Annotated in this window: 29 protein-coding genes; 18 read left to right on the top strand and 11 right to left on the bottom strand. The window is 60.1% G+C overall.

Annotated elements, in window-relative coordinates; genetic code table 11:
* Positions 1-70: 70 nt before the first annotated feature.
* A complete protein-coding gene (locus BP858_RS10025; protein ID WP_156147574.1) occupies positions 71-253 on the bottom strand; it encodes a hypothetical protein in 183 nt (60 codons plus the stop codon).
* 103 nt (positions 254-356) lie between these two features.
* On the opposite strand from BP858_RS10025, the gene BP858_RS10020 reads away from it, so the two are divergent.
* The 9 genes from BP858_RS10020 to BP858_RS09980 all read left to right on the top strand — a co-directional run bounded on the left by BP858_RS10020 (position 357) and on the right by BP858_RS09980 (position 5,618).
* Positions 357-905 carry an HD domain-containing protein gene (locus BP858_RS10020; RefSeq protein ID WP_214166783.1) on the top strand — a complete coding sequence of 183 codons (549 nt, stop codon included), beginning with the start codon at positions 357-359 and terminating at the stop codon, positions 903-905.
* Between the two features lie 39 nt (positions 906-944).
* Complete coding sequence (locus BP858_RS10015; protein WP_074176131.1) at positions 945-1,496, top strand: thiamine-phosphate synthase family protein; 552 nt, start codon at positions 945-947, stop codon at positions 1,494-1,496.
* Positions 1,497-1,508: 12 nt separating this feature from the next.
* On the top strand, positions 1,509-1,697 hold the full coding sequence (locus BP858_RS10010; RefSeq protein WP_062263227.1) for a 30S ribosomal protein S17e: 189 nt from the start codon (positions 1,509-1,511) through the stop codon (positions 1,695-1,697).
* Positions 1,698-1,706: 9 nt separating this feature from the next.
* Positions 1,707-2,582, top strand: a complete 876-nt coding sequence (gene dapA / locus BP858_RS10005; protein ID WP_014867047.1) for a 4-hydroxy-tetrahydrodipicolinate synthase — start codon at positions 1,707-1,709, stop codon at positions 2,580-2,582.
* Complete coding sequence (dapB, locus tag BP858_RS10000) at positions 2,575-3,333, top strand: 4-hydroxy-tetrahydrodipicolinate reductase (RefSeq protein WP_074175341.1); 759 nt, start codon at positions 2,575-2,577, stop codon at positions 3,331-3,333. The genes dapA and dapB overlap by 8 nt, the downstream gene beginning before the upstream one ends.
* A gap of 79 nt (positions 3,334-3,412) precedes the next feature.
* Entirely contained in the window at positions 3,413-3,586 is a 174-nt protein-coding gene (locus tag BP858_RS09995) for a 4Fe-4S binding protein (RefSeq protein ID WP_062263221.1), read from the top strand.
* A gap of 47 nt (positions 3,587-3,633) precedes the next feature.
* Complete coding sequence (gene asd / locus BP858_RS09990; protein ID WP_062263218.1) at positions 3,634-4,650, top strand: aspartate-semialdehyde dehydrogenase; 1,017 nt, start codon at positions 3,634-3,636, stop codon at positions 4,648-4,650.
* A 13-nt stretch (positions 4,651-4,663) separates the two neighbouring features.
* A complete protein-coding gene (gene albA, locus BP858_RS09985; protein ID WP_014867043.1) occupies positions 4,664-4,939 on the top strand; it encodes a DNA-binding protein Alba in 276 nt (91 codons plus the stop codon).
* A gap of 229 nt (positions 4,940-5,168) precedes the next feature.
* Complete coding sequence (locus tag BP858_RS09980) at positions 5,169-5,618, top strand: hypothetical protein (protein WP_062263215.1); 450 nt, start codon at positions 5,169-5,171, stop codon at positions 5,616-5,618.
* Positions 5,619-5,625: 7 nt separating this feature from the next.
* Here BP858_RS09980 and BP858_RS09975 read toward each other — a convergent pair whose 3' ends face one another.
* Together BP858_RS09975 and BP858_RS09970 are read right to left on the bottom strand one after the other, a co-directional pair.
* Positions 5,626-6,180: a DUF2115 domain-containing protein gene (locus BP858_RS09975; protein ID WP_062263212.1), complete on the bottom strand. Its 555-nt coding sequence runs from the start codon at positions 6,178-6,180 to the stop codon at positions 5,626-5,628.
* 57 nt (positions 6,181-6,237) lie between these two features.
* On the bottom strand, positions 6,238-7,197 hold the full coding sequence (locus tag BP858_RS09970; RefSeq protein ID WP_286879412.1) for a TIGR03557 family F420-dependent LLM class oxidoreductase: 960 nt from the start codon (positions 7,195-7,197) through the stop codon (positions 6,238-6,240).
* A 145-nt stretch (positions 7,198-7,342) separates the two neighbouring features.
* Here BP858_RS09970 and hxlA point away from each other — a divergent pair, with 145 nt between their 5' ends.
* The 7 genes from hxlA (at position 7,343) to BP858_RS09935 (ending at position 12,857) form a co-directional block, all read left to right on the top strand.
* Positions 7,343-8,632: a 3-hexulose-6-phosphate synthase gene (hxlA, locus tag BP858_RS09965; RefSeq protein ID WP_074175339.1), complete on the top strand. Its 1,290-nt coding sequence runs from the start codon at positions 7,343-7,345 to the stop codon at positions 8,630-8,632.
* 82 nt (positions 8,633-8,714) lie between these two features.
* A complete protein-coding gene (locus tag BP858_RS09960) occupies positions 8,715-9,347 on the top strand; it encodes a DUF1538 domain-containing protein (RefSeq protein ID WP_157203659.1) in 633 nt (210 codons plus the stop codon).
* 25 nt (positions 9,348-9,372) lie between these two features.
* The gene (locus BP858_RS09955) at positions 9,373-10,086 is read left to right on the top strand and encodes a DUF1538 domain-containing protein (RefSeq protein WP_286879411.1); all 714 of its coding nucleotides are present in this window, start codon (positions 9,373-9,375) and stop codon (positions 10,084-10,086) included.
* 63 nt (positions 10,087-10,149) lie between these two features.
* Positions 10,150-10,425, top strand: coding sequence for a hypothetical protein (locus BP858_RS09950; protein ID WP_286879410.1), 276 nt, complete (start codon positions 10,150-10,152; stop codon positions 10,423-10,425).
* Complete coding sequence (locus BP858_RS09945) at positions 10,422-10,964, top strand: GNAT family N-acetyltransferase (protein ID WP_074175338.1); 543 nt, start codon at positions 10,422-10,424, stop codon at positions 10,962-10,964. The genes BP858_RS09950 and BP858_RS09945 overlap by 4 nt, the downstream gene beginning before the upstream one ends.
* 47 nt (positions 10,965-11,011) lie before the next feature.
* The gene (locus BP858_RS09940; protein ID WP_062263198.1) at positions 11,012-12,271 is read left to right on the top strand and encodes an RNA-guided endonuclease InsQ/TnpB family protein; all 1,260 of its coding nucleotides are present in this window, start codon (positions 11,012-11,014) and stop codon (positions 12,269-12,271) included.
* Between the two features lie 202 nt (positions 12,272-12,473).
* Positions 12,474-12,857 (top strand): P-II family nitrogen regulator, encoded by a 384-nt coding sequence (locus BP858_RS09935; RefSeq protein WP_062263195.1) that lies wholly within the window; start codon positions 12,474-12,476, stop codon positions 12,855-12,857.
* Here BP858_RS09935 and BP858_RS09930 read toward each other — a convergent pair.
* Genes BP858_RS09930 through BP858_RS09920 form a run of 3 tightly spaced genes read right to left on the bottom strand, consistent with a single transcriptional unit; the run spans position 12,835 to position 15,856 of the window.
* Positions 12,835-13,266 carry an ACT domain-containing protein gene (locus tag BP858_RS09930; protein ID WP_014867032.1) on the bottom strand — a complete coding sequence of 144 codons (432 nt, stop codon included), beginning with the start codon at positions 13,264-13,266 and terminating at the stop codon, positions 12,835-12,837. The genes BP858_RS09935 and BP858_RS09930 overlap by 23 nt on opposite strands.
* Positions 13,266-14,567: a phenylacetate--CoA ligase family protein gene (locus BP858_RS09925; protein ID WP_074175337.1), complete on the bottom strand. Its 1,302-nt coding sequence runs from the start codon at positions 14,565-14,567 to the stop codon at positions 13,266-13,268. The genes BP858_RS09930 and BP858_RS09925 overlap by 1 nt, the downstream gene beginning before the upstream one ends.
* Positions 14,567-15,856 carry a phenylacetate--CoA ligase family protein gene (locus tag BP858_RS09920; RefSeq protein WP_062263189.1) on the bottom strand — a complete coding sequence of 430 codons (1,290 nt, stop codon included), beginning with the start codon at positions 15,854-15,856 and terminating at the stop codon, positions 14,567-14,569. The genes BP858_RS09925 and BP858_RS09920 overlap by 1 nt, the downstream gene beginning before the upstream one ends.
* Positions 15,857-16,170: 314 nt before the next feature.
* Here BP858_RS09920 and cas1 point away from each other — a divergent pair, with 314 nt between their 5' ends.
* Positions 16,171-17,106 carry a CRISPR-associated endonuclease Cas1 gene (cas1, locus tag BP858_RS09915; RefSeq protein ID WP_074175336.1) on the top strand — a complete coding sequence of 312 codons (936 nt, stop codon included), beginning with the start codon at positions 16,171-16,173 and terminating at the stop codon, positions 17,104-17,106.
* On the opposite strand, the gene BP858_RS09910 is transcribed toward cas1, so the two are convergent.
* From BP858_RS09910 to BP858_RS09890, 5 genes are all read right to left on the bottom strand, one after another.
* Positions 17,088-17,375 carry an acylphosphatase gene (locus BP858_RS09910; RefSeq protein WP_074175335.1) on the bottom strand — a complete coding sequence of 96 codons (288 nt, stop codon included), beginning with the start codon at positions 17,373-17,375 and terminating at the stop codon, positions 17,088-17,090. The two genes, cas1 and BP858_RS09910, sit on opposite strands and share 19 nt — an antisense overlap.
* Positions 17,372-20,920 carry a hypothetical protein gene (locus tag BP858_RS09905; protein ID WP_286879409.1) on the bottom strand — a complete coding sequence of 1,183 codons (3,549 nt, stop codon included), beginning with the start codon at positions 20,918-20,920 and terminating at the stop codon, positions 17,372-17,374. The genes BP858_RS09910 and BP858_RS09905 overlap by 4 nt, the downstream gene beginning before the upstream one ends.
* Positions 20,921-21,143: 223 nt before the next feature.
* Entirely contained in the window at positions 21,144-22,505 is a 1,362-nt protein-coding gene (gene glmM, locus BP858_RS09900; RefSeq protein ID WP_286879408.1) for a phosphoglucosamine mutase, read from the bottom strand.
* A 5-nt stretch (positions 22,506-22,510) separates the two neighbouring features.
* The gene (mobB, locus tag BP858_RS09895; RefSeq protein WP_214166791.1) at positions 22,511-23,266 is read right to left on the bottom strand and encodes a molybdopterin-guanine dinucleotide biosynthesis protein B; all 756 of its coding nucleotides are present in this window, start codon (positions 23,264-23,266) and stop codon (positions 22,511-22,513) included.
* Positions 23,263-23,790 (bottom strand): DUF5806 family protein, encoded by a 528-nt coding sequence (locus tag BP858_RS09890; RefSeq protein WP_062263151.1) that lies wholly within the window; start codon positions 23,788-23,790, stop codon positions 23,263-23,265. Before BP858_RS09890 ends, mobB begins: the two co-directional genes overlap by 4 nt.
* Before the next feature lie 1,386 nt (positions 23,791-25,176).
* On the opposite strand from BP858_RS09890, the gene xerA reads away from it, so the two are divergent.
* On the top strand, positions 25,177-26,091 hold the full coding sequence (gene xerA, locus BP858_RS09885) for a site-specific tyrosine recombinase/integron integrase (RefSeq protein WP_214166793.1): 915 nt from the start codon (positions 25,177-25,179) through the stop codon (positions 26,089-26,091).
* Positions 26,092-26,713 lie beyond the last annotated feature (622 nt).

Raw genomic sequence — 26,713 nt, 5'->3', positions numbered from 1 at the left:
ACGCGTGAAGAAGACCTACCCCCCGGCGGTGGACCGGGGGCCTCTCCCCCTCCCCGCAAAAGGAGGCCGTTCAGGCAGCCATTCTATCGATCATGTAGCCCGCCGTACTGAGCGCGGCGATAAAGGCGACCAGTGCTACGACATACGCCAGCCCCTCAAGCCCCACCATCTGTGAAGGCAGCATCACCAGCAGGGCGATAAACAGTACCAGGCATCCAAAAGCGGCCAGCACCTCAAGAACCCGTAGATTCATGTATAGGCGTGGGACATGGGCAGGTATATCTCTATCCATAAATCTCCCGGGCGGACACGGTGACCCAACATGCTTATGAGAGACGATCGACAACCCCTCCCGCATGGAGAGAGATGAGGCGCTGGCCCTGCTCCAGCGGTATGTGGCGTCGCCGTCGCATATCGTGCACAGCCGCGCCACGGCAGGCATCATGAAGAAGATCGCTGAGCACCTCGGCGAGGATGCCGATACATGGGAAGTCATCGGCCTCCTGCACGACATCGACTACGACCTCGTCAGGGGGGATATGGACCGGCACGGCATTGAGGGGCACCGGATCCTCATTGAGAACGGCGTCCCGGAGGAGATTGCGGATATCGTCAGGCGGCATAACCACATGCTCTTCGGCGACTATGAACAACCCGTCGAGATCGCGCTCCAGGCGGCGGACAGCGCGTCAGGCCTGATCATCGCCTGCGCCCTGGTGAAAGGCGGGGCGATCACCGAGGTCACGCCCAGGACCGTGAAGAAGAAGTTCAAAGAGAAGTCGTTCGCCGCCGGGTGTGAGCGAGAGAGGATCCAGTTGATCGAACCCCTCATGGATCTGGAGACATTCTTCCTTCTTGCGATCGAAGGGCTTACGGAGATTCGCGACGATATCGGCCTTACCTGAGCGCAACCCTTATGAGGAAACCGGAATGAGAATATGGGCATGAGAGCGGAAGACCGCGCGCGGGTGATCGCCTGCATGGATCAGGCCGTGGCGTTGCTTGCCGAACGGATGGACCCCCGGCTTATCCCCGAGGTCGGGATGAACATCGTCTACGCCCTGCCCGACGCGCGGAGCAGGGACGATGTGGCGGGAGTTCTCGGGCGGATCGTCAGGCTCGGGGACCGGGTCCATCCCGTCGGGGAGATCGCGTTTGGAGCAAGCGACCACGTAGCGCGGAGCGTGCTCACGGCCATGCGCTTCGATCCGGGGATCAGGAGCGCGGCAAACATCCGCTTCTCTGAATCGATCCTCCAGGAGATGGAGAACCTCATGTTCGAGATCTGCTCGTTTGACCGGGAGAAAGAACCGCCGGGCGTGCAGACGATGGACTGGGGCGTCGCATCCTGCTGCAAGGGTGGCGTGCCCGACGTCATCTACGACCTGGGAGCCCGGGGAAAAGAGCCGATGATCAGGATTCTTGGAGAGGATCCGGTCACGGTCGCACATAATATTCTTAAACTGTCAAATCGCATTACCTATGCACAATTGTAAGGGAAGGTCCACATGGGAATAAAACCATCATATATCAAGAATGTCGGCGAAGAACTCCTCGTCAAGCATCGCGAGAAGTTTAGCGGGAACTTTGAGGAGAACAAACACGCCGTCGCCGAAGTTGCCGTAATCGACAGCAAGCGCGTCCGGAACAGGGTTGCCGGGTATATCTCAAGAAAGATAAATACAAGGAAGCGATAATCCTCTAGTATGTTTGAGGGAATCCTTCCAGCAATTATTACCCCTTTTCACCCGGACTCCGGAGCGAGTCTCGACATCGGAGGATTACGGTCCAACATTGAATCACTGTTGCAACGCGGAGTCCACGGTGTCGTTCCCTGCGGATCGACCGGGGAGTCCGCGACGCTCACGTTCGAGGAGCACGAGCAGGTGGTTTGCGAGACCATCGAGATTGTCAACGGACGGGTGCCGGTGCTCGCCGGGACCGGGTCGAACAACACCGAGGAGGCAATCCGCCTGACCCGGTCAGCACGGGATGCCGGCGCGGATGGTGCTCTGGTCATCAGTCCCTACTACAACAAGCCGAACCGTTCCGGTCTCATCAAGCACTTCACGAAACTTGCCGACCTCGATCTTCCTATCATCCTCTACAACGTCCCGGGACGGACAGGACAGAACCTCCAGCCCGACCTGGTGGCGGAACTGGCCCGACATCCGAACATCGTCGGGATCAAGGAGGCAAGCGGCGACATCACCCAGATCTCTCGCATCATCGAGGAGACGCAGGACGAAGACTTCGTCGTGCTCTCCGGGGACGACGCGATGACCCTCCCGGTCCTCGCGCTGGGGGGCGCAGGCGTGATATCGGTGACCGCTAACGTCGACCCCCGCCGGATGGTGCAGATGTACGAAGCCTACCGTGCCGGCGACCTTGCCCGCGCACAGGACCTGCACTTCGAACTCTCCCCGCTCTTCCGGGCGATGTTTATCGACACAAACCCCATCCCCGTGAAGAAGGCGGTAGGAATCCTCGGGATGGCTGCAGGGCCGGTCAGGCTGCCGCTCGACGACCTGGACGGGCAGAAGACGGAGCAGTTGAGGAAGGTGCTGGCGAACTATGATTAACGTAGCTGTATCGGGGGCCCTGGGGCGGATGGGCACCACCATCGGCCGGATCGTTGACGAGGCTCCGGACCTTGAACTGGTCGGCGGGATCGATATACGGGAAGGATCGTTCTTCGGGAAGGAAGTGGTTCCCGCGGCCCGCATCGATGCGTTCCTCAAGGAGAAAAAACCTGACGTCCTCATCGACTTCACGGTTGCGGCCGCTGCGGTCGAGAACATCAGGGCGGCGGCCGCGAACAACGTGGCGCTCATCGTCGGGACGACCGGGTTCTCTCCCGAACAGAGGGAAATTATCAGGAGTGCTGTCGAGGGGAACGTTCCCGCGGTGATATCGAGCAACTTCTCTGTCGGCGTCAACATCTTCTGGAAACTCGTGCGTGAGGCTGCCCGCGAGCTCGGCGACTACGATATCGAGGTCACGGAAGCCCACCACCGCTACAAGAAGGATGCCCCGAGCGGCACCGCAAAGACTATCCTTGAGATCCTGGACCAGGAACTCGGGGAGCGCGAGAAGGTCTACGGTCGTGTCGGTGCGGCGGAACGGAAGAACGAGATCGGCGTGCATGCAGTCCGGGGTGGCGACATCGTCGGCGATCATGCGGTCCTCTTCGCAGGAAACTTTGAGTGCATCGAGATCTCCCACCGCGCCTACGACCGGGCGGTATTCGCGCAGGGTGCCGTCCGGGCCGCCCGCTGGGTTGTCGGGAGAGATCCGCGCATCTACGCCATGCAGGATGTCCTGGGGATATGACAGGCGCTCCTGATCTCGTTATAGAAAACAAGATTTATTTTTGACCAGTTGAAAAGTATGTACATTCGGAGGAAAAAAATTGCCAGCAGTTGTTGATATCGAGAAGTGTACCGGCTGTGAAACCTGCATAGACGTCTGCCCGGCTTCCGCCATCACCATGGAAGACGGCAAAGCAAAAGTTGACGCCGATCTCTGCGTAGATTGCGAGACCTGTGTCGACGAGTGTCCGTCCGAGGCAATCTCGATGGAATAAAGAAACATACTCTTTTAATACCACCAACACAAGAGATATTTTTGTCTATGATTAATGTAGGAGTGCTTGGTGCCACAGGAGCAGTGGGACAGCGCTTCGTCCAGCTTTTAGCGGATCATCCCTGGTTTCATCTCCAGACTCTCACCGCTTCTGAACGGAGTGCAGGAAAACCGTATGGCAAGGTGGTCAACTGGCGCCTCGATGCGCCGTACCCGGACAAGATCAGCGATGTCGTCGTCACTCCCACAACCGTCGAGAGCCTGAAAGACTGCGATCTTGTCTTCTCGGCGCTTCCCGCCGACGTGGCGACGCCGCTCGAGACCGAGATCGCCAATGCAGGCATTGCCGTCTGCAGCAACGCCCGGTCACACCGCATGGACCCGGACGTCCCACTGGTGATACCGGAGGTCAATCCGGACCATCTGGGCCTGATCGATGTCCAGCGGGACCGCGGACGCGGGGGGTTCATCGTGACCAACCCGAACTGCTCGACGATCGTCCTTACCCTGGCCCTTGCCCCTCTCAGATCATTTGAGTTCCATAACGTTCATGCAGCAACCATGCAGGCAATCTCAGGGGGCGGGTTTGCCGGTGTTGCCGCCATGGAGATCTACGATAACGTCATCCCCTACATAGGAGCCGAGGAGGAGAAGATAGAGACCGAGATCGTAAAGATCATGGGAACGTTCAACGGTTCTGAGGTGATCCCGGCCCCGATCCAGGTGAGCGCAAGCTGTCATCGGGTCCCGGTCATCGACGGGCATACCATCGCGGTCTGGGCCGACGTGAAGGAACCGGTTGACGAGGTGAAAAAAGCTTACGCAACCTTTAAGTCCCCCTTCAGCAATCTACCCTTACAACCGGCAAAGGCAATTGAGCTCCTCGACCAGCCCGACCGTCCGCAACCACGGCTCGACCGTAACCGGGGACGGGGTATGACGGTGTCCGTCGGGAGAATCCGGGAAGGATTACGGTTCGTTGCACTCGGGCACAACACAATCCGTGGGGCTGCAGGTGCATCCGTTCTCAACGCAGAGCTGATATACTCAAGGAAGTATCTCTAGACGAGGTGGGCTAATGATAAAGGATAACACAGTATTCGTGGGAAACAAACCGGTCATGAACTACGTGCTCGCGGTGGTCACCCAATTTAACAACGGAGCGGAGGAAGTCGCGATTAAGGCCCGGGGGAAGGCAATTTCACGTGCGGTCGATACAGCGGAGATCGCGCTCAACCGGTTCCTGGAGAACGTGAGCAAGAAAGAGATCTTTACGTCGACCGAGATGATTGATACCGATACCGGAAAGACAAACGTCTCAAGTATCGAGATCGTCCTCGCCCAATCGAAGTGAGACCAAAAAACACCTTTTTTGGGCGTCCCTGCCTGAGATGGTGCGCCTGAAGGGAGCATTCAGGGAATGGCCTTTTGCCGTACTGGTGCCCCCGGAAGCGCGCTTCAGGTTGGCGGGTATTGCGGAAATCCGGTTTGTAGAGACGATCTCGCCCATAACTCAGGTATAAGGGCTCTCCGACCCAGAGTTACCATAAAGGTTTTATGACTCCCGGAACAACCCTTGTATAATGAGATGGGTGACGGTCGCGGTAGTGCTGATGCTCGTAGCTGCTCTCATCGCTCCTGCAGTTGCAGGGAGTGACGAGAGGTACAGTTACATCACCGTCGAGGATGTCACCGTCCAGCTTGTGAAAGAGCATGCCGTCGTAACCGTGAACTACCAGATCGATGACGGCATCGGGTTCCTTGTTCTCCTCCTCGGGAAATCAGACCTGAAACGGAAGGTACTTGATATACTGAACTTCGAAGACGCTAAGATCCAGTCTATCGATCTGGAACATGCCGTGGTGCTTGTGAATAACGCATCAAACGACTACGGGCAGGGGTCCTACTGGTTCCCGGAGCACAAGTTCGAGGTGGTCGTGCCTTCACTCACCGTCATCACCCCGCATGACACCAAATATTATGCAAATGTCAGCGAATTCACCGGCGGGCTCGGCTATTTCTCAACCGACTGAATACCGATCACGTATCACTCTGTTTTGCCGGACAGTAGGGACATAGAGCGTTCTCGACATCGTCAGCCTTCTCCCGGACCGGGCAGACGTATTCCCCGTTCCTGACCTCGACCTCGAACCCCCCCGGGAATGGCGTGCCCACCGGGTGGCCGGGGCGGTCGAGGACGAAGAGGTTGAAGGCGGCGAGGAGATAGTAGAGGAGGCTGAGACGCGGATCGCTCTCCAGGGTGAGGCACGTCTTCTCAACCATCCCGCAGAACTCCTGGAACTGCCCCGTAAGCGGCTCGTCCAGCGCATCCAGGTCGCCCCGGCGGGCTGTTGAGATGAGGGCATGATGCGTATCAAAGAGCTGCTCCATCACCCGGGGGTAGAGGCGTTGTCGGTACCCGGCAGGAAGAGACCGGAGGTCCCGCTCCACCCTCCCCCGCAGCGCCTGGAGGTCAAAGAGCGAGTAGCCCGAGACCTCCCGGTAGAGGACTTCCGCAAGTTCCGCCCTGGTCGTTGCCGACCGCAGGCGGGCGCAGACCCGGCGGATATCCGTCTCATCTCTTCCCGGGCTCATCTCCAGTAATCTTGATCGGCAGGAGGCATAAATCATCTCCTTCCGACGACCCGCGCACTACTGGAAATGCGGCAGGACCTTCTCCCTGTAGAACTCCATGAACTCCTGCTGCTGGTGCCCAATCTGGTGGACGCAGATGTGGTCAAACCCCATCCTGACCCGCTCTTCGATCTTTTTGATGTGTACCTCGGGGTCAGGACCGCAGGGGACGTTCCCAGCCACATCCTCCAGCGTCACCATCGCCGCCAGCTGCTCGTAGTGGGCCGGTGTGGGGATGACCCGGTTCAGTTCCCCTTTGTTCGCAGCGATAGGCCATTGCTCATAGGCAGTTCTCTGCCCCTCCTCCTCGCTCTCCGCCCAGCAGACCGAGACCTCCATGTACGCCGGTTTATCGCCGCCCCCGGAGTTCCGGAAGACAACGAGGCTCTCCTCCGCGTTTATGCCTGCGTTGATGAACCCCTCCCCGGCCCGCGCCGCCAGGGAGGCACTGATCGGGCCTTCCGATGCTATGTAGATCGGGGGGAGAATCTCAGGGAGCGAGAAGACCTCTGCGTTCTCCAGGGTGTAGAAGGAGCCGTAGTAATCCTGCATGCCCCCTTTCCAGAGCATCCTGATCACCTCCACCGCCTCCTCGAGCATCTCTACCCTGACCGGCGCCGGGGGCCAGCGGTCGCCGAAGATATGCTCGTTGAGGTACTCTCCTGATCCAAGGCCGAGGATGAACCGCCCGGGCATCATGGCGGCTGCGGTGGCCGCGGCCTGGGCGATGATACCCGGGTGTATCCTGACCGTCGGGCAGGTGACGCCCGTGAGCAACCGGAGGTCCGCCGTCACCTGGGATATGCCCCCGATCACCGTCCAGACGAACGGACTCTCCCCTTGCCGGGTTGTCCAGGGGTGGTAGTGGTCCGATATCATGGCAAACGCAAACCCGGCATCCTCCGCCTGGCGGGCGTTGGAGACCAGGTCGAGGGGCCCATGCTCTTCGCTCGCCAGTTTATAGCCAATCTCAACCATCCATCTATCACATCCTGCCGATACGGCCGCCCTTCTCCCGGGTACGGTGGGGCAGCGTGGGCGCCGGTTCCCTCGGACATCTCACACCATATACGTTTCCCCGGCCCGGCACCTGATAAATAGAATCTCCGCCATACTGTACTGTATGGCAACGCCAACTCTCCAGGTGGCCCTCGATCTCCTCGAGATCGATCGTGCGGTAGAGATCGCGGAAGAGGCGGTCCGTGGTGGCGCGGACTGGATTGAGGCCGGGACCCCCCTGATCAAGAGCGAGGGGATGCAGGCCGTGCGGACGCTCCGGAAAGCGTTCCCGGGGCACGAGATCGTCGCTGACATGAAGGTCGCCGACACCGGGGCGGTCGAGGTGGAGATGGCGGCGAAGTCTGGTGCCGGGATCGTCTGTATCCTCGGCGACGCCGACGACACCGTCATCGCTGAGGCGGTCAGGTCGGCCCGGAAGTACGGTGTCCGGATCATGGCCGATCTCATCAACGTCCAGGACCCCGTCTCCCGGTCCCGCGAACTTGAGGCGCTCGGCGTCGATTACATCAACGCCCACGTAGGTATCGACCAGCAGATGATCGGGGAGTCGTCGCTTGACCTGCTCCGCCGCCTTGCCGGGGAGGTGAGCATCCCCATCGCCGTCGCGGGGGGGCTCGATGCAGAGACCGCATCCGAGGCGGTCGCCGCCGGGGCCTCGATCGTCATTGTGGGGGGGAACATCGTCAAGGCCGCCGATGTGACCGGGGCGGCGCGGCGGGTCAGGGAGGCTATCGACCGGCCCGAGATCAGGCCGCGGGAGGAGGAGAGCCCGGAAGCCGCCATCCGCCGGCTGCTGGAAGCGGTCTCTGCACCGAACGTCACCGACGCCATGCACCGGAAGGGGGCCATGATCGATATTGTCTCAATCTGCGGCAGGGTAAAGGCGGTCGGCCGGGCGGTGACGGTCAGGACCATCGCCGGGGACTGGGCAAAACCTGTCGAGGCGATCAACGTCGCCGTGCCCGGGGACGTCCTCGTCATCAGCAACGACGGCGGGACGCACATCGCCCCCTGGGGGGAACTTGCCACCCACTCCGCCAGGAACCGGGGGATTGTGGGGATCGTGATCGACGGCGCGGTGCGAGACGTCGACGACATCAGGGAGATGGGGTTCCCGGTCTTTGCCCGGGGAACCGCCCCGAACGCCGGTGAGCCGAAGGGATTTGGGGAGATCAACACCGAGATCCTCTGTTGCGGGCAGGAGGTCAGGCCCGGAGACTGGATCGTCGCTGACGAGAGCGGGGTTGTGGTGATTCCCCGGGAACGGGCCTACGAGATCGCACGCCGGGCGATGGAAGTGAAGAAGACCGAGGAGCGGATTCGCGAGGAGATCCGGCGCGGAAAGACGCTCTCCGAGGTAACGGAACTCCTGAAATGGGAGAAGCGGCACTGACCATCGACGAAGATCTGTCTTTATCTGCACTCATGACACAGTAGCCGATCCCCCCGGCCGGCCACCCGGGAGGAGCGGCAGCATGATGCAGGATATCAGGGAGGCGGTCTCCGAGGTCCTCCAGGCAGTCATCCCCATCATCCTCGTCATCGTCATCCTCGAGGTCGGCGTGCTCAGGGTCTCACCGTCCGACCTCCTTCAATTCCTGCTCGGGAGCGGTATGGTCATCTTCGGGATCGCGCTCTTCCTCGCTGGCGTGAAGGCGGGCCTCCTCCCGGTTGGTGAGGCGATCGGCTCCGAACTCCCCGCCCGAGGGTCGCTCGTCCTGGTCGTCCTCGGGGCGTTCCTCTTCGGCTTCCTTGCCACCGTTGCCGAGCCCGACGTCCGCGTCCTTGCAGGCATAGTCGATACCGTCTCCGCGGGTGGCGTCCCGCAGGAGCCCCGGGTCATCGTTATCGGGGTCGGCGTCGGGTTCTTCGTCGCCGCGGCGGTCCTCAGGATCGTCCTCGGGGTCCCTATTGCCTACCTCTTCGCCGCCGGATACGGCACAGTCCTTCTCCTTGCGCCGCTCACGCCGCCGGATTTCATGGCAATCGCGTTTGACGCCGGCGGCGTGACGACCGGGCCGCTGACGGTCCCAGTCATCATGGCCCTCGGGGTCGGGGTCAGTGCGGTCCTTGCCGGACGCTCGGCCCCATCCTCGGCGTCATGGTGATGGGGGTGGTCTACTCCTGACTCTTATGGCGCTCCTGGATGGCATGGGCCGGATCATCATCGGGGTTGCCGGGGCGCTCCTCCCCCTGCTCATCTTCTTCCTGGTCTTCCAGGCGCTCTACCTGAAACTCCCCCGGGTCTACATCGCAAACCTCGCGAAGAGCATGCTGCTCGCGTTCCTCGGCATGGTCCTCTTCCTGCAGGGTGTCAGCGTCGCGTTCCTCCCGGCTGGCCGGGAGATAGGGGAGGCCGTCGCCGCGATCGACCAGCGGTGGCTGCTGATCCCGTTCGGGTTCCTCCTTGGGTTCCTTGTCACCTACGCAGAGCCTGCGGTCCGGGTCCTCTGCTACCAGGTTGGGGAATCATCGAGCGGCTACATCGGGGAGTCTCTCATTCTCTACACCCTCTCCCTCGGTGTCGCGGTCTCTGTATCGCTCGGCATGGCCCGGCTCGTCTACGCAATCCCGCTGCTCTTCTTCCTCATCCCCGGCTACCTCATCGCTATACTCCTTCTCCCCTTCTCGGACCGGGAGTTTATCGGTATCGCGTTCGACTCAGGGGGTGTTGCCACCGGCCCGATGGCGGTCACCTTCCTCCTCTCTCTCGCTGTCGGGGTCGCGGCCGGGATCGAGGGGCGTAACCCCGTCACCGACGGTTTCGGGCTGATCGCGTTGATAGCGCTTGCACCCATCCTCTCGGTGCTGGCGCTCGGCATCCTCTACCGAAGGATGCAGAGGTGAAGTACCTATTCTGGCATTCAAGGCCATGTCTATCCTTTTCAGCGTCCGGCGGCACATCCCGCCGTGCCGGGAGATCTCACCGGGATCAACCGGATCCTGACGATAAAGAACGGTGGAGAGATTGAATCCGGCACCAAGGGAAACCTATTTTATGTATGTTGGGATATTATAGTATATTCAGAGGAAAGGGAGATGGCAAAACCGATTGAACTTGGGCTTGTCCTGGAGGGGGAAGACGCCCGGCGGTTCCAACGCTATCTGGACTGCCCCACAGACACTGATGACGGCCGCGAGTTGATCCGCGAAGCCGCCATACTCGCCCGTGAGATGCGACTTTGAACACAAAAATACCCTTCGATAATCTATCTTTTTCTCATCTCACCGAAGACATTGATGTTTCATTGTTCCAGTGCAGAGAGCTGGATCTGACTGAGTTTCTGGTCGAAGACGCACTCGAAAACCAGGCCGCTCGGTTGTCGGTCACGCGGATCGTATCATATGAAGAGCAGATCGTCGGTTTTTTTACACTCACCAATGACTGCATCATCAGGAAAGGGATCAGCGATAACGACGGTGAAGAATGGTATCCATACCCCCACTATCCGGCGCTGAAGATCGCACGACTGGCAACGCACCGGGAGTTTGAAGGCCGGGGTATCGGTCGGGCCATGTTGTTGAAGACGGTGGCCATCGCCATGCGACTCTCGCAGTATGTGGGGTGCCGCATGATCACGGTCGATGCCAAACCGAAATCGGAGGGATTTTATCTCTGCGGGGTTGAAGGGGCAGAGCGGGAAGACCCCCTGCGCAAGCTGGGGGATGGGAGCGGCGCCCCTTCGTTTTGTTTCACTTTCACCCCGCATGGCTCTTCTTTATAACAAAGAACAAGAGATTACTCATGTGATAACCGACAGGAGAGGTTCTGATGCACATCACCACGAAGATCAAGATTCAGGTGACACCCGATCAGGCCGATGTGCTCTGGCACCTCTCCGAGAAGTGCCGGTTACTCTACAACTTTGCTCTTGCCGAACGAAACCAGAACTATCAGGAGAACAAGGATCGGCCCGATAAGCAGTACATCGGGTATGTGCAGCAGGCGAACGCCCTTCCCGACCTGAAGAAGAAGTACCCCGAGTACCGGTGGGTCTACTCCAAAGTTCTGCAGACCACCCTCAAATCTCTGGACGACAACTTCAAGTCGTTCTTTGCGCTCCGACAGAACGGCGACGAAGACGCCAATCCCCCGGGGTTCAAGGGGAAAGATCATTTCTGCACGCTCCGCTACAACCAGAGCGGGTTTGCGATCGCCGGGGGTCGGATCCGGTTCTCGCACTTCTACAACGAGGTTCCGCTGGAGTTCGATCTGCCCGAAGTTCAGACGTTCCTCAACGTCAAACAAGTGGATCTCTTCTACGATGACCTGAAGAAAGTGTACTACGTCTCCATCGTCCACGAGGTTCAGCCGGACCAGAAGTACGTTGACAACGGGTTCTATCAGGCCTGGGACCTCGGGGTCACGAAGCATGTCGCGGTCAACACCTCTGGCAAGTTCCTTGAAGTCAGGAATGCCCGGCCGGACAGGTATTGGAACCCAAAGATCGATGCCGTGCAGGCCCGAAGGGACCACTGCAAGAAGAAGAGCCGGAAGTGGCAGAGGCTCAACCGTGCCAAGCGGACGATGGAGCGGAAGCGGAGCAACCAGCTCAACGACTTCCAGCACAAACTGAGCAGGAACCTCGTGGAAAACACCCGGGCCGCCACGATCCTGGTTGGTGACCTCTCCGTCAAGCAGATGCCGAAGTCGAAGCAGGCTACGCCCGGGCTCAACCGCGCCACCCAGAACGCGGGACACCTCTCACGGTTCATCGGATTTTTGACCTACAAGGCAGCCCTTGCAGGTAAGAGAGTAATAAAAGTCGATGAACAGTACACGACGAAGACCTGCTGTGTCTGCGGAGCGGTTCACGAGATGCCGCTCTGGAAACGAGTTATGGACTGTGCATGCGGGAACTGCATCGATCGCGACCACAACAGTGCGGTCAATATCATGGTACGGTTCCTATCACAGAATGCCCTGTGGGCGGGCTACCGACAGTTCGCCGGTAATCTGCGACAAACAGGTCCGAGGATCCCTGTGGTCCCCGGGCACTCGCAGGAAGCCCCCTGCGCAAGCGGGGGGTAGTTCACCTGAAATATGGCTTCCAGAGAGCCTTGATGAAAAAGAAGAGAGACATGATCCCTCTCTATCGTGACTTCCATCGGTCCTACCCGGAAGCCGGAAAGGGGACGCGTCCGCCCCGGTCTGTTTTCGATGGCAGCGACCGTCGTTGATAGGTACCTTGATACGCTCCGGAGGAGATCGCCGTGTTACGGGTGGGACTCCGATGAATAGCGAGTATGATAACGAACTGATCGTTACGATTGTCAGGAGAGGCTGGTCTGAGCCGGTGATCGCGGCGGCCCGGCGGGCCGGGGCCGAAGGAGGGACCATTCTCCTCGGCCGCGGGACCGGGATCCACGAGGTAAAGACGCTTCTTGGTATCGCCATCGAACCTGAGAAAGAGATCGTCCTGACGGTCGTCGCAGCTGCCCGGACCGACGCGGTGCTGGATGCGATCGTCGCCGCCGCAGAACTGGACCAGCCGGGGATGGGTCTTGCGTTCGTCGTCCCGGTCCGGCGGGTTGTGGGAAGGGTTCACATGTTCAGGAAAGACGAGGGGGAGGCGTCCCGGGCTCCCGCCCCGGTCACCGGAAGAGAGACGCCTTGAGGAGTTCCCCGCCGTGGTCAAGGAGCTGCCGGACGGCGTCCTCGACCTGGTCAACGCGCACGATCAGGACCGCCCCGTCCTTGCCCGAGTAGGCGTAGGCATACTCGATGTTGACCCCGGCATCCCCAAGGACCGACGCGATCTCAGAGAGGCCGCCGGGCTCGTCACGCATCTTGACGCCGATGACCTCGGTGAACGAGACGCGGAACCCGAGATCGGTCAGCGTCCGATGGGCATCCTCCGGGCGGTCGACAAGCGCCCTGACGACCCCGAACCCGTTCGCCTCGGCGATACTGAACGCAAAGATATTGATCTTCGCATCCCGGAGCGCGCTGGCGATAGCAGCCAGCCTCCCGGGACGATTCTCCGAAAAGATTGAGATCTGTTTGATGATATACGATTTCTCCATTACAATGACCTCCTGTCAACGACCTTCTTTGACTTGCCTTCGAAGCGCGGAAGGGAACCGGGTTCGACCAGTTCCACGGCCACGCCCACGTTCAGGGAGCCCCGGAGGCGGTGCTCCACCATCTTCCTGATCATCATAAGATCAGTGATCTTGTCTGAGAACGCCTCCTCGCTCACCTCAACCCGCACGAGCATGGCATCAAGCGCACCCTTCCGGTCGACGACGATCTGGAAGTGCCTGCCGACCTCGGGTATCTCAAGCAGAGCATGCTCCACCTGTGAGGGGAAGACGTTGATGCCCCGGACGATCAGCATATCGTCCACGCGCCCCTGAATCCTCCGGATCCTCGGATGGGTCCGCCCACAGGCGCAGGGGGCTTCGTCCATGATGGTGATATCCCCGACCCGATACCTGATCATGGGGAACGCCTCCTTCTGCAGGATGGTGACGACCAGTTCCCCCCGCTCGCCGGGCTGGAGCACCTCACCGGTCTCTGGATCGATGACCTCGGCAAGGGCAAGGTCGCCCCAGATGTGGATGCCCTGCTGCTCTGAGCACTCGGTGAACATCGGGCCGGAGAGTTCGCTCGTGCCGTAGATGTCGTAGGCGCGGATCCCGAGCCAGTCCTCTATCCGGCTCCGCATCTGCTCAGACCAGGGCTCCGCACCCAGGATCCCGATCCGGAGATCAGTGTCGTCCCTGATAGAGACGCCCATCTTCTCAGCCACCTCCCCCATGTGGAGGAGGTAGGAGGGGGTGCAGGCGATGGCAGTGGTGTGAAGGTCCTGCATCAGTTCAATCTGGCGTTCGGTGTTCCCGACGCTCGTCGGGAGAACGGTCGCACCGACGCGTTCGGCGCCGTAGTGGACCCCAAGACCCCCGGTGAAGAGACCGTAGCCGTAACTCACCTGGAGGACATCCCCGCGCCCGAGACCGCAGGAGGAGAACGCACGCGCCAGAGACTCGCTCCAGTTCTCGATGTCGCGCCTGGTGTAGCCGACGACCGTCGGTTTCCCGGTCGTGCCGGAGGAGACATGGTACCTGACCAGTTCATCCCTCGGCGCGCAGAAGAGCCCGTCCGGGTAGTTGTCCCGGAGGTCCCGCTTGTACATGAACGGGAGTTTCCGGATATCTGCAAGCGACCTGATATCGTCGGGCCTGACCCCCTGCTCCTTCATCCGCCGCCGGTAGAACTCGCTCGTCTCGTAGACCCGCTGGATCAGCGCTTTTGCGAGCCTATACTGAACCTGCCGGAGTTCATCAGGCGGCATCGCCTCAACTTTGTGGTTCCAGCATCCCATCACAGGATCCTCCGCCGGTCGATGACCCGCTTCGCCTTCCCCTCAAACCTGGGCAGCGAACCGGGCTCCACCAGTTTCACCGCGGTCCGGAGCCCGAGGGTGTTGTGGAGTTCGCCGGCAATCTTCTTCTGGACGCGGGCGAGGTCCTGGAGTTCCCCGGAGAACCCGGCCCGGGTCATCTCCACCTCGATGGTCATCTCGTCGAGGTGTTTCGCGCGGTCGACGTAGACCATGAACTGCTCCCCGACCTCGGGGAGAGACCGGAGCACGTGCTCGATCTGCGACGGGAAGACGTTGATCCCCCGGATAACCAGCATATCGTCGCTACGGCCCGTGATCCTCTCGATCCTCAGGCCGCGCCCGCAGGCGCACTCGCCCTCGATCAGCCGTGTCACATCGCCTGTGCGATAGCGGACGAGCGGCAGGGCCTCCTTGACGAGCGGTGTGATGACCAGTTCCCCCCGCTCGCCGGGAGCGAGCCGTTCACAGGTCTCTGGATCAATGATCTCTGCCAGGTAGCAGTCGTGCCAGAGGTGGAGCCCGTTCCGCTCCGGGCACTCAAACGCAACCCCGGGACCGTACATCTCAGAGAGCCCGTAACTATCGTAGGCCTTCAGCCCGAGGCGTCGCTCGAGTTCAGCCCGCATGTTCTCCGACCAGGGCTCGGCCCCGAAGATCCCTATCCGCAGGGTATCGAGGGTCTTTCCCATAGACTCAGCCACCTCAGAGAGGTGGAGGGCGTAACTAGGCGTGCAGTGGATAGCGGTCACCCCGAAATCCTCGATCATCTCGATCTGGCGGCGCGTGTTCCCGGTCGCGCTCGGGATCACGGTCATGCCGACCTTCTCGGCGCCGTAATGGAACCCAAGACCCCCGGTGAAGAGACCGTAATTGACCGCGTTCTGGAAGATGTCATCTTCCCGAAGGCCAATCATGGTCATGTTCCGCGCGACCAGTTCCGACCAGTTGTCCAGATCCTTGCGGGTGTAGCCGACGACCGTCGGCTTCCCGGTCGTGCCGGAGGTGGTGTGGATCCGCACGACCTTCTTGAGCGGGACCGCAAAGAGGCCGAACGGGTACCCGGCCCGGAGTTCCGGTTTATAGGTGAAGGGGAGTTTCTCTACATCGTCAAGCGTCCTGATATCGTCCGGCGAGACGCCCGCTTCCCTGAATTTTCTCTGGTATAGCCCTACTTCCTGTGCCTGACGGAGCGTCCATTTCAGCCGCTTCAGTTGAAGATCCGCGAGTTCCTCAGGCCGGATTGTCTCCATCGCCCTGTTCCAGAACATAAATATCCCATCGGTATATCGCCAGCCGTGGAGGGGGCAGCCCCCCGCCGACCGCACGCTGGTATATGGTTGCCAATGCTCCCGGCGGCCTGAAGTTGCGTTCGCAAACGACGACACCGCCGGGTATATCTACCTTTATGTGGGCGGTCGGTGCGGAAAAGGTTTGTTAACCCATGACATGGCACACCGTGGCAGTCCCGGAGCGCGCCGGCACCCGGCCCCGCCTGCCCGCGGCGTTACACTCCCCCGGTATGCCGCCGATTCGATGCATTAATCACCAAAAAACGCCCACTACTCCTTTCCAGAGTGATAGGATGACAGCGACGCAACCCTGGCTCCCGGTCTTCGGCTACGGGGGGCATATCAAGGCGACGACACAGGAACTGGTCATCGCGCACGGGAGCACCACCCGGCGTTACCCGCTCCAGGCGGTGAAACACCTCCTGGTCGTCGGCGGCCATACCCTGCACACCTCGGCGGTGACAAACCTCCTCAAAGCCGGCGCTGTCATTACCTTCTTTGATATCGACGGCACGCCCGTCGGCTACCTCAACCCCTACGGCTACCGGCCGGAGAGCGGGGTGCGCACCGCCCAGGAACGGGCCGCCCCCCACCGGTTCGCCCAGCCGCTCGCAACAGCAGGCCTGCAGTCGAAACTTCTCCTCCTCGAGGAACTCTGTGACCGCACCGGGCAGGATATCTTCTACACCGGGGAACTCGACTTCCTCTACCAGGCCCGGGAGGAACTCGCGGTCTCGGTCACCATGGAGGGACTGCGGAGGCTCTCCCGCCTGACCGGCGATATGTACTACGAGATCCTCTCCCGCACGCTCCCGCCGGAACTCGGGTTCCGCCGCCGGACGAACCGCCCTTACCGCGACCCGGTCAACGCCATGTTCTCGCTTGGATACGCGATGCTCTACGGCAACTGCTGCGTCTCCCTGGTCGGCGCCTATCTCGATCCCGATCTCGGCATGCTCCACGAGGGGGCCGGGAGTCTCGTCTACGACCTCATCGAACCGCAGAAAACTGTGATGGTGGACCGCACCGTCATCAGGTTTGCCGGGGAGGAGATCTCGGAGAAAGACTACGAGTGCAGCGAAAAGAGATGTTACCTTGACGCAACCCTCTCAACCCGGCTCGTGCAGGCGCTCCGCGACTCTATCGACCAGTCCCGGATCGATACACAGGTGCAGATCCTGCGGGACGCGCTTCTCACGAACGCCGAGTTTCACGTGCTGTACTGGTAGGCGCCCCGCTGGATCGTAAACTCGGGGAAGCGGGCGAGAGGGATCTCCTTCAGGGAGAGATCCCTGATGACAACCCGGGGGCACCCGTAGAGCATGGACGCGAACTTATCCAGGACGATGGGTTCGCCGGTTGCGGTGATGAGCACCTTCCCGTCAGGGAGGTTCATGACCTCGCCGACGATGCCGAGGTTGGTGGCGATCTTCCTTGCACATGCACGAAACCCGACACCCTGCACCCTTCCCGAGATCCTGATCTCGATCGTCTTCACAGCCAGTGCTCCTGGACGACCCGTATGGACATATCCAGTTCGTCGTATACCTCGTCCCGGACCGCCGTGTCGCGGATGTTGAGGGCCTCGCTCACGGCCATGTCAAGGATCTCCCTGGACCGGTCCTCGTAACGCTCCGCGTATATCCGGCACGCCATATCCCCAAGCACGAAAGCCCGCCGGGAGAGCGGCCTGATGATCCGCGCCTCGTCGAGCGCGCAGAGGAGCATCCGGTCCGCAAGTTCATGCTGCCCCGCGTTCCTGGCGATGAGGAAGAGCTCGGTGTAGTAGATCGCCCGTTTTGCCCGGTCAGGTGCCGCCCTGATGGTCCGGTCGAGCGCGACCATGTCTTTTGTGGTGTACTCGCCGCGCCGGATCTTCTCGCGGCAGTCGAGGATCCTGCCAAAGACCGTATTCTTCCAGGACTGGGGCATCGCCTGCTCGAGCTGGACCATCATGCTGTAACGGATCCGGTCATCGTCGATGGTAGAGACGACATCGATAGCCCGCTGCTGGACGGCCGGCTTCCCGGTCTTCCGGTAGAACGAGAAGAGCATCCGGGACATGCGCTGCCGTGTCATGGCGGTGATGAACGGGATCTGGATGCTTCCGGCAGTCTTCTCCATACCCTCCAGCAGTTCATCTATCTCCTCTTCGTCGCCGTAGTTCTCAGCGAACCGCGCCACGTCAAAGAGCATCGAGAGCCGGATATAGGGGGAGGGGACGCTCACCACGGTATGGCACATGGCCGAGAGGATCTCCTTTCTCTGGGCAGGCTCGCTGATCATGTCAAAGACCGCCGCCAGGGCGTCCACGTACTCCACGGGGTCCTCGATCCTGCCGACCTGCTCAACCGCCCAATCGACATCCGTCTCCTGCCGGTTGACCGCGTTGAGGTTCCTTGCGGCGTAGATCAGGTTCTTCCTGACGAACGCCTCCCGCTCCGGGTCGACGAACTCAAGCATCTCCTGGGCCTCGTTGAGGTAGGTTCTGGCAGCAACGTGGTCGATCCCGGCCATGAGCCCGGCAAGGTCGGAGAGCATGATCGCGTGGATGGATGGCTCGGTGATGGTGCCGATGGTCTCATGTAGCCTCCTGATGATCTCCTCAGCCCGCTCAACGTTTTCGAGAGCCGAGTAGGCGCTCACGATCCGGTACATACCTGAATATCGGGAGTAGACGTCACCGGTGTGCTCGAAGAGGCGGTACATCAGTTCAAGCACCTGCGGTGCTGCCGTCGCCCCCTCGATCCCCTCCAGCAGGTAGGCCATCACCTCATAGGGGTCGGCCGAGTCAAACTCCCTGACATACTCGGTGAAGAAGGTGAGGATCCGCTGGATCATGGCGGTCCGCTCGTACTCACCCTCAATCTCCAGGGAGAGGAGAGCCATCGGGACGGCAAAGATCGGGCTTGCGTAGACCTGGGTGTACTCGAGCATGATGTCGACGTAACTTGCTATCTTGATCGAGATCTCCTCGCGCGGGGTGCTGATCTTGAGGAGGTCGAGCGCGATCTCGAAGGGTTCCATCATGCCTTCAAAGACCCGGGCACCGCCGCGGGAGAGCTGGTCTGCCGCCTGCAGGCTCCCGACCCGGACGTAGCCCTCGATGAGGGGGTCCACAAGCTGCCGCTGCAGTGACGGGTCGGTGATCTGGGCGAGAATCTGGGTCGCCTCGTCGAGCGCCCGGAGCGAGAGCTGCTCGATCCCGTACATGATCAGGCCGTGGATCACCTTGCCCATCGCAAAGAGACAGTAGTCCGGTTCCAGCAGGGACGCGGAGAGGACCCGCATACCGTGGAGGAGGTCGAGGTCGCCGTCCTCCACAGCGAGCACGGCCGCCTGGTCCACGATGCCGCCCAGTGCCTCGGCCCGCGCCTGCTGGTCCATGATCTCGCAGGTGAGCGCGGTCGCACGCCGGAGGAGGTCCCGGTCTTTCCGGGCGACGCCGATCCGTGCCATCTCGACGACGATCGCCGAGATGGCCTGCTCGCGCAGGGTCTGGTCCTCGATCTGGCTTACCAGGCTCACGAGGCCGGACGGGTCTTTCTGGCGGACGAACCCCCGCTCGATCAGGATGGTGTTGCACTCAAGCAGCAGGGTATCCTGTGCCTGGTGCGACCCGGCAAGTTCCTTTATCGCTGGTATGTGCCCGACGACTTCATCAAAGTCGTACTCCTTGCAGAAGTCGGTCACCGCCTGGTGTACCAGCGAGTCAGCGATATCGATCTCCAGTGCGGCAAGGATGTTCTCGCGGACGAGTCCGGTCTCGTCACGCCGGATACCTTCCTTGATCAGGCGGACACTGGTATCGAAAAACTGGGCATTGATCCTCTGGGCGGTGGTGCTGGCCTTCTTCATGACCTCGATTGCGTGGTAGAAGTCGCCCATCCGGGAGAGTGCGTCGGTGATCTGCCGGTAGAGCTGAGCCGCCTTCGCAACATCGCAGGATTCGTCGATCAGCGGCGCGATATCAAGGAGGATGGTCGGGTTGCCGCTCTTCTCGACGACCGCAATGCCGGAGAGGACGATCTCCTCGATGGGGAGCTGGGTCTCCACCGTGCTCCGGGCGTTGAACTCAAACGCCTTCTCCAGGTACCATCGCTCCCCGCTGCGCTCCGCTTTCTTCAGGAGTTCGAGGACAAGGGTCTGGCCTGCCCAGGGTTTCTCGTCGTCGAGCCTGAGCAGTCTGGTGTAGACCTGTTTCTTGTCCCGCTGGCGGTCGAGGAGGTGCTCGGTCAGGATCGCGAGGACCTCGGTGAGCCGCTCTTCCGGGATCCCGGAGAGAGAGTCTATGATCTGCTCGATATCGGAGATCTCCTTCTTCAGCGAAGACTTCCAGGCGGCGTCCACGATGTCGGCGATCGAGTTGGTGCGCCGGATCTTCTGGTCGATCTCGGTGGCGCTTAAAATACCGCTGACCACCAGGTGGATGTCGCCTGCCCCGATGCCGGAGGCGGCGATCGCCCGGGCCACATCGGCGTGGAGTTGTGATTGTTTTGATATATCGCCGATCTCGGAGAGCGCCTGGAGAGCGTGCTGCATGATATCGACGTTCTGGTATTTCTGTCCGTACTGGATGAAGAGCGGGATGATATCAGAGAGGATTGCCGAGCGGTATTTACGGATGCTGATCTGGTTAAAGGTCTCCTCTCCTTTCCCGATATAGTGGATGTCCCCGGTATCGACCCCGGCCTGGACCAGGTCCCGGGATACTTCAGCGAGGATGTCGGACTGGTGGCTCTTGCGGTCGAGTTTGTCCACCAGGGTAAATATTGCGGAGAACCACGCTTCATCCTTAGTTTCACGGTAGAGTCCGGTAACGCGCCGTGCGAGGTCGAAAACTTCTTCTTTTGTCGGTTCGACGAGCTGGCTTAAGAGTTCCGGCTGGTTCTCCTCGAATGCTGCCTTTATCAGGGCTGCGTTCATCTGCTCGTAGAGGGATTTCTTCTCTTTCCTCGTCCGCGTCTCTGAGATGTCTAAAACAATCTTCTCAACCTCACGCGGATCACCGGAAGAGATGGCGGAGGTTATCTTTTGTTTCATCTGTGGTTTCCCATTCATTTTGATCACCGCTCTCCAGCAGGTTCTGTATCATGCATATCGATCATCCTATATATAGGTTGCTCCGTTCCCGCAAGAGCGTTCTTTGATGGAATTTTGAGAGATCCTCACAAATGCGTGAAATATGGGGGAAGGTAGGTGCCCTTCGCATCACCGTGAATGGAACACTTAATGTGGGGTGGGTTTCACCTGTGCAGACGGGGGATCAGGCCTGCCTGACCACCTGCATGATCTCCCGGTACATGGTATCAGCGACGCCCGGGTCCTTCGACTCGATCATGATCCTGATCATCGGTTCCGTGCCCGACGCCCGCACCAGCGCCCAGGCGTCGTCCCTGATGATCTTGATACCGTCGATCTTCTCAATGGTCTCTCCCGGGAGCGCTTCCTCGACGGCACGGACCAGCGCGGCCGGGTCAGGGGCGTGATACTTCTCCTTGACCAGGTGGTAGACCGGGAGTTCGTCGATGATGCCAGAGAGGTCTCTCCCATTATGGCTTGCAAGAACCGCTACCATCATTGCGGCGGTCATGCCCCCGTCCCGGCAGAACTGGTGGTCGGGATAGATCAGGCCGCCGTTTCCTTCGCCGCCGAAGGAGACGTTCTTCCCCTGCCCGATGAGCTCGATCATCCGCCTTGCGACGTAGATGCTCCCGACGGGGGTGTAGTCGACGGTGCACCCGTGCTTCCCGGCAATGTCCCGGATCAACCGGGAGGTGGCGACCGGGGTGACGACGAGCCCGCCGCGGTTCCTGCTGCAGACGTAGTCCTCGATCAGGCCGAACTCATAGTTCTCTTCTATATAGCGTCCTTTGTTATCAACGAAGACCGCCCGGTCGGCGTCGCCGTCGTGTGCCACCCCGAAGTCGGCACCTGTGGCGATGACCATCTCCGAGAGGGGCTGCAGCCCTTCGGGGGTCGGTTCAGGCATCCGGCCCGGGAAGGTGCCGTCGAGCCGGGCGTTGATGGTATGGACCCGGCAGCCCATCCTCTCGAGGATGACGGGTGTGGTGAGGGCCGCGGGGCCGGAACCGGGGTCGACGACGACGGTCATGCCCTTGCCGATGCCTGCCGGGAAGTGCCCCACGACTGCCTGGATATACTCCTCGAGCCGGTCGGGTGCGGCGGTCTCTGTGCCGACGCCGTCCCAGGCGGCCGCGTCGAACTCGCCGGCGAAGAACCGGTCTTCGAGCCTGATGATCTCATCGTCAGCCATCTCAGTGCCGTCGGCCTCGATGATCTTGACACCGTTGTACTCGGGGGGGTTGTGGGACGCGGTGATCATCGCGCCGCCGGCAAACCGGTCATCGGTCTTTATGATGTACTGCAGGGCCGGCGTGGGGAGGATGCCCATGTCCACCACATCGCACCCGGTCATCAGGAGCCCGGCCTTGAGGGCGTGGGCCAGGGCTTCGCCGGACGTCCTTGTGTCCCTGCCGACGGCGATGGTGCCGTTCCGCATCGATCCGAGCGCGGCGCCGATCTTGAGGACGAGGGTCGGCGTCATCATCTCCCCGACCACGCCGCGGACGCCGTTCGTTCCAAACATCTGTTTTTTGTTTCCCATATCAGTCACTTCTCCACGTCGTGCAGTTCCCGCTTCAGTCGGTCGATCGCCCTGCCGGCTGCAGCGAACGCCTCCTCTCTGTGCTCTGCGAGTATAGCAACATAGGTTATATCCTCCCCGGCATAGAGCCGGCCTTTCCGGTGGTGGAACCGTGCGCCGATGATCCCGGGGACGGCCTCGATCTCCCGCCTGAGGCTCTCCGTCAGGGCGTCGACGGTCTCATCGAACTCCAGGTACTCGGTCCGTTCGGTGCCGGTCCATTCCCTGACGATTCCATTGAACGTGAGGACGGCCCCGGCATGCGAGACGCCGTACTCGCGTTTCAGTTCCCTGACCAGCCCCTCAACAGTGTAGTAATCCTCGAACTCTGGGAGTGCGGCGATCACATCGTCGACCGAGGGGTTGCGGAGGACGACGTTCTCACTCTCGAGGTCGCCTATCACGATCCTTGGGAACAGCCGGGACTTGAACCCCTCAAGTATAGCGTAGTCGATCCCGGCGTTGCAGAGGACCTCCAGGGTGGAGTCGAGGTCGTTCTCGCGCCTGACGATGACCGACTTGTCGTCGTCGACGCCGCTTGATATAGCGGCATGCGATTCATAGAATATAGTCGTATCCTTTCCGGGCTCGAGCGTAAAGCCGTGGTGCCCCAGGTGCTTGACCGCTCCGACGGTCCCGTGCGCTGAGAGCGCCGGGATCAGGCGCTTTATGAATGTGGTCTTTCCGGAGTTTGAACGACCTACTATCTGGATGATCTTCATGGGTCCTCATTTCCCTCCTGGCCGGGCCTGGTCTTCAGGACGACCGACGCAGCCTCGGCCACACCCCGCATCACCTCGGTAATGCGGTCCTCGATCTCGATCTCGTCGTCGATGGTCAGGCTTGTGCCTTCGACCTCCAGCAGGAACCGGGCGACTTCGCTCGCCTCGAAGAGGATCTCATCGAGTTCTTCGGCGGTGAAGAAGCCGCACATGGCGCCGTAGAAGAATGTAGCTCCCGCCTTCTTCACCTTCTTCTTGAACGAGCTCCTCGCCTGGTTGACCGCCTGCGGTGTGTAGGTGTCGACCATGAACGGGCAGAGGTCGGGGAGGTTTTCGCCGATGAACGTCATCTCCGAGCCGCTGGTGGTCCGAAAGTCCGCGCAGAGACGTGCAATCGCCCACTCGCGGGCGGTGATGTGGGTGTGTTTGCGCAGGAACTGGTTGACCCGCCGATAGGTGGCGCCGTCAACTTTCTTGAATTTCTGGTACTTGTTTGGGTCGTTGCGATAATCAGGCTCTTCCATTTTGCATATCCTCTTGTTGGTTTTGGTATTTCAATCTACAGGAGATGGAACGGCGTCTGCTACGGAGTCCGACCTGCCCTTTGTAAATATAGCATCATATGGTTTATACCTGCCTCTTTGTTCCCGGGCCCAGGCAGGACATTTGGTCAGATTCCATATCGCCGGGGGCGTAATACCAGAATTCCAGGGGAGTAGGCCGGGGAAGGCAGGTCCGGGGGTGCGGAGATGCAGGATGGTCTCACGCGAAGGGGTGCAAAAAACTCATGAGCCAGATCCTCATGCTGTACGCATGAAAGCGACCTACTCCCCCAGGCTCGCCCCGGGCAGCGGACCATGGAGGGACCTTCTCTCCGGCGTGCTTTCCCCGTTGATGCGACCGCGAATTCGGCAGAGGACTCCCGATTACCCAAACCAGGGACGTCCACATGGAGATATTCGACGCAATCGCTTCACTATCGGAGCATTTCGTCGAAATTTCCTATGGAGAGATCGCCGGTTTGGCAACTGAGGGATCATGGCTCTGTTTGTGCCCCGGGTCCGACTTGTGGGAGGGGGACGATTCCCACCACGGCCCACCGCCCAGGGAGCCCGGGGAATTAGTCGTTTCATGGTCGTTTGAGAGGCCGGCGTTCCGTACCAGAACCCGTAAAAATAAGATGAAATGGCCAACTACTAGACCACCTCACCTTATGTTGCGGGTCCTGATGCGTGGGAGCGACACCACCCATTGCTCTCCAGCGAAGGACGCGAAGTTCGGTTGCTGAATGGTATAGTGCCCTTCCACGCTCTTCCGCGTGACGCAACCACCGCATGGAAATATTGGATGCAATTGCTCCACTACCAATGTGCAGGGCCGGTCCTCCAAACAGATCCCCGGAAACCACCTAATTTTTGGACCCCTATATCATGCGTTTAAGCGCGGATCGCCCTCCTTCACGTATGAACACATGCAAGAAGAGGTGATCGGGCATCTACGCCCCTCTGGGGCGATCATTTATATATGGGCGCCCCCTCCAGCCCGCATAGGACCGGCGATAACCCCACGCCGTTCACTTTCACACCGCACGGTATGGGGTTCATATACTCAGAGGAGAACATATACATCAGGGTCTGCCTCCCGCCCACCCGGGAGGGCAGCCCCAATACCTCCTAACACCAATACCTCCTGCATCACCAGAATACTCTTTTTTCGGGGCCGGTATGAGATTCCGGTTCGCTCGCACAAGGTATTCAGTACCAGGCAGCACCCGGAGCAGGTATTCTGGCAGGGGCCGGGCCCCGTGGATGATACGGGGTCCGGCAGGGATTTCGCGGGTCAAATCCCTATTGCGGGGAATAGTGATTTACCGCAATTTTGATATGCTTCGCTATTCTACTTATTAACCAATGGAAAACACGCTCTTCCCGGAATGGCTGGATCGCTTCAGCAGTTACCTCAGGATGCGGAATTACTCGCCGCGGACCATCAAAAAGTACGAGCAGACCATCCAGCGCTTCGCCAGGTACGCCGGGGTCAGGCAGCAGGCTGGCCGGGACCCGTTTGACGAGGAGGAGCTCGACAATGCCCCGCTGGATGCGGATGTCAACGTCTCTTCGGCCCTCGTCACCGACTTCTTCTCATACATCACGGAAAGACGAGAGTACAAGCCAAAGACCCTGCACCGGATGATATCGACGCTCTCCTCCTTCTACCGCTACCTCTACACCCAGGGAGTTGTGGTCGCAAACCCCCTGCTTGGGGTGGAGCGGCCGCGGATCAAGAACCAGGAGCTGAAATATCTCAAGCACAGCCAGGTAATCCGCCTGATTCGGTCTATCGAGGACAAGCGGAACAGACTGATCGTCCGCCTGATCTACGCCACCGGCGTCCGCGTCTCAGAACTCTGTGCGATTAACGTTGAAGATATTGACTTTGAGGAGCAGACGATCCGGGTGAAGGGGAAGGGCGACAAGATACGGACTGTCTTCGTCGACGAAGAGACCCTCGAGGATATCGACGAGTTCATCGGCAACAAGATTGAGGGGCCGCTCTTCGTAGGCCAACAGGGAAACCACATCTCGCCGCGAACCGTCCAGCACATCTTCAAAGAAAACGCCCCGGACGGGATTACGCCGCATAAAATCAGGCATTCCTACGCAAGTGAACTCTACCGGCGGTCAAAGAACCTCCGCGTCGTGCAGGAGAACCTGGGACACTCCTCCATCAAGACGACCGAGATTTACCTGCACACGGACCTCGAGGAGCGCAAACGGGTCTACCAGCAGTATTTCCCGCTCTCAAACGGGAAGAAGGACGAGTGATCCGGGCCGCCGGGGAACCCGATAAACCGCATGATGCTATATATCGACAGGCGTTCTATCTGAGACGCTGACCGGCTGTGGAGGTCCCGGCAGCCCCCTGTGGTGATATTCGCTGCGCCGCGGTAACTGCCCAAACCAGGGCTTCTGTATGGGGGAAAGGGAGTGTTTTCCTGCGTACAGCCTCTCGCTCTGCCTCATGAACGCCCCACACCCCCTTCGCGTTCTCCCGCGTGGCTTTCCACAAGAGGCTGGTGATCTGCACCAGAACCCGTAAAATAAGATGCAAGGCTCTACTAGTGAAGCATTTCATCTAATTCTGCCTATGCAGTATCGCCTTACGCGGAAGTTCGCGAAGACGCGAAGCCTGTGTAGCTCCTCCCAACCGGAACCCTTCGCGGCTTCGCGTGAGGTCATATTGCCGTCTTTACGTATGGTTATTGACGTTACATCTCACGCATCAAAATTTTCGAAATACGGTGACACGATGACCCAGGGTAGACCGGACCCCGGGTTTTTCTGGGGCGGCCCGGGCAGTGGACTGCGGTAGACATCACTCTCGGGGGTCCAAAGGAAGCCCTGTTCCAGGAGCGTGAACATTGATACTTCATAAACTCCAGCTCCG

It is taken from the genome of Methanoculleus sp. UBA413 (assembly GCF_002502935.1).
GTDB lineage: Archaea > Halobacteriota > Methanomicrobia > Methanomicrobiales > Methanoculleaceae > Methanoculleus > Methanoculleus bourgensis.
Note: the sequence above shows the minus strand (reverse complement) of the source record. Positions and strands in the feature narration are given on the sequence as shown.

Coding starts and splice junctions, on each gene's coding strand:
- BP858_RS10025 (WP_156147574.1), bottom strand. CDS start 253: ATGAATCTACGGGTTCTTGAGGTGCTGGCCGCTTTTGGATGCCTGGTA.
- BP858_RS10020 (WP_214166783.1), top strand. CDS start 357: ATGGAGAGAGATGAGGCGCTGGCCCTGCTCCAGCGGTATGTGGCGTCG.
- BP858_RS10015 (WP_074176131.1), top strand. CDS start 945: ATGAGAGCGGAAGACCGCGCGCGGGTGATCGCCTGCATGGATCAGGCC.
- BP858_RS10010 (WP_062263227.1), top strand. CDS start 1,509: ATGGGAATAAAACCATCATATATCAAGAATGTCGGCGAAGAACTCCTC.
- dapA (WP_014867047.1), top strand. CDS start 1,707: ATGTTTGAGGGAATCCTTCCAGCAATTATTACCCCTTTTCACCCGGAC.
- dapB (WP_074175341.1), top strand. CDS start 2,575: ATGATTAACGTAGCTGTATCGGGGGCCCTGGGGCGGATGGGCACCACC.
- asd (WP_062263218.1), top strand. CDS start 3,634: ATGATTAATGTAGGAGTGCTTGGTGCCACAGGAGCAGTGGGACAGCGC.
- albA (WP_014867043.1), top strand. CDS start 4,664: ATGATAAAGGATAACACAGTATTCGTGGGAAACAAACCGGTCATGAAC.
- BP858_RS09980 (WP_062263215.1), top strand. CDS start 5,169: ATGAGATGGGTGACGGTCGCGGTAGTGCTGATGCTCGTAGCTGCTCTC.
- BP858_RS09975 (WP_062263212.1), bottom strand. CDS start 6,180: ATGAGCCCGGGAAGAGATGAGACGGATATCCGCCGGGTCTGCGCCCGC.
- BP858_RS09970 (WP_286879412.1), bottom strand. CDS start 7,197: ATGGTTGAGATTGGCTATAAACTGGCGAGCGAAGAGCATGGGCCCCTC.
- hxlA (WP_074175339.1), top strand. CDS start 7,343: ATGGCAACGCCAACTCTCCAGGTGGCCCTCGATCTCCTCGAGATCGAT.
- BP858_RS09960 (WP_157203659.1), top strand. CDS start 8,715: ATGATGCAGGATATCAGGGAGGCGGTCTCCGAGGTCCTCCAGGCAGTC.
- BP858_RS09955 (WP_286879411.1), top strand. CDS start 9,373: ATGGCGCTCCTGGATGGCATGGGCCGGATCATCATCGGGGTTGCCGGG.
- BP858_RS09940 (WP_062263198.1), top strand. CDS start 11,012: ATGCACATCACCACGAAGATCAAGATTCAGGTGACACCCGATCAGGCC.
- BP858_RS09935 (WP_062263195.1), top strand. CDS start 12,474: ATGAATAGCGAGTATGATAACGAACTGATCGTTACGATTGTCAGGAGA.
- BP858_RS09930 (WP_014867032.1), bottom strand. CDS start 13,266: ATGGAGAAATCGTATATCATCAAACAGATCTCAATCTTTTCGGAGAAT.
- BP858_RS09925 (WP_074175337.1), bottom strand. CDS start 14,567: ATGGGATGCTGGAACCACAAAGTTGAGGCGATGCCGCCTGATGAACTC.
- BP858_RS09920 (WP_062263189.1), bottom strand. CDS start 15,856: ATGTTCTGGAACAGGGCGATGGAGACAATCCGGCCTGAGGAACTCGCG.
- cas1 (WP_074175336.1), top strand. CDS start 16,171: ATGACAGCGACGCAACCCTGGCTCCCGGTCTTCGGCTACGGGGGGCAT.
- BP858_RS09905 (WP_286879409.1), bottom strand. CDS start 20,920: ATGAAACAAAAGATAACCTCCGCCATCTCTTCCGGTGATCCGCGTGAG.
- glmM (WP_286879408.1), bottom strand. CDS start 22,505: ATGGGAAACAAAAAACAGATGTTTGGAACGAACGGCGTCCGCGGCGTG.
- mobB (WP_214166791.1), bottom strand. CDS start 23,266: ATGAAGATCATCCAGATAGTAGGTCGTTCAAACTCCGGAAAGACCACA.
- BP858_RS09890 (WP_062263151.1), bottom strand. CDS start 23,790: ATGGAAGAGCCTGATTATCGCAACGACCCAAACAAGTACCAGAAATTC.
- xerA (WP_214166793.1), top strand. CDS start 25,177: ATGGAAAACACGCTCTTCCCGGAATGGCTGGATCGCTTCAGCAGTTAC.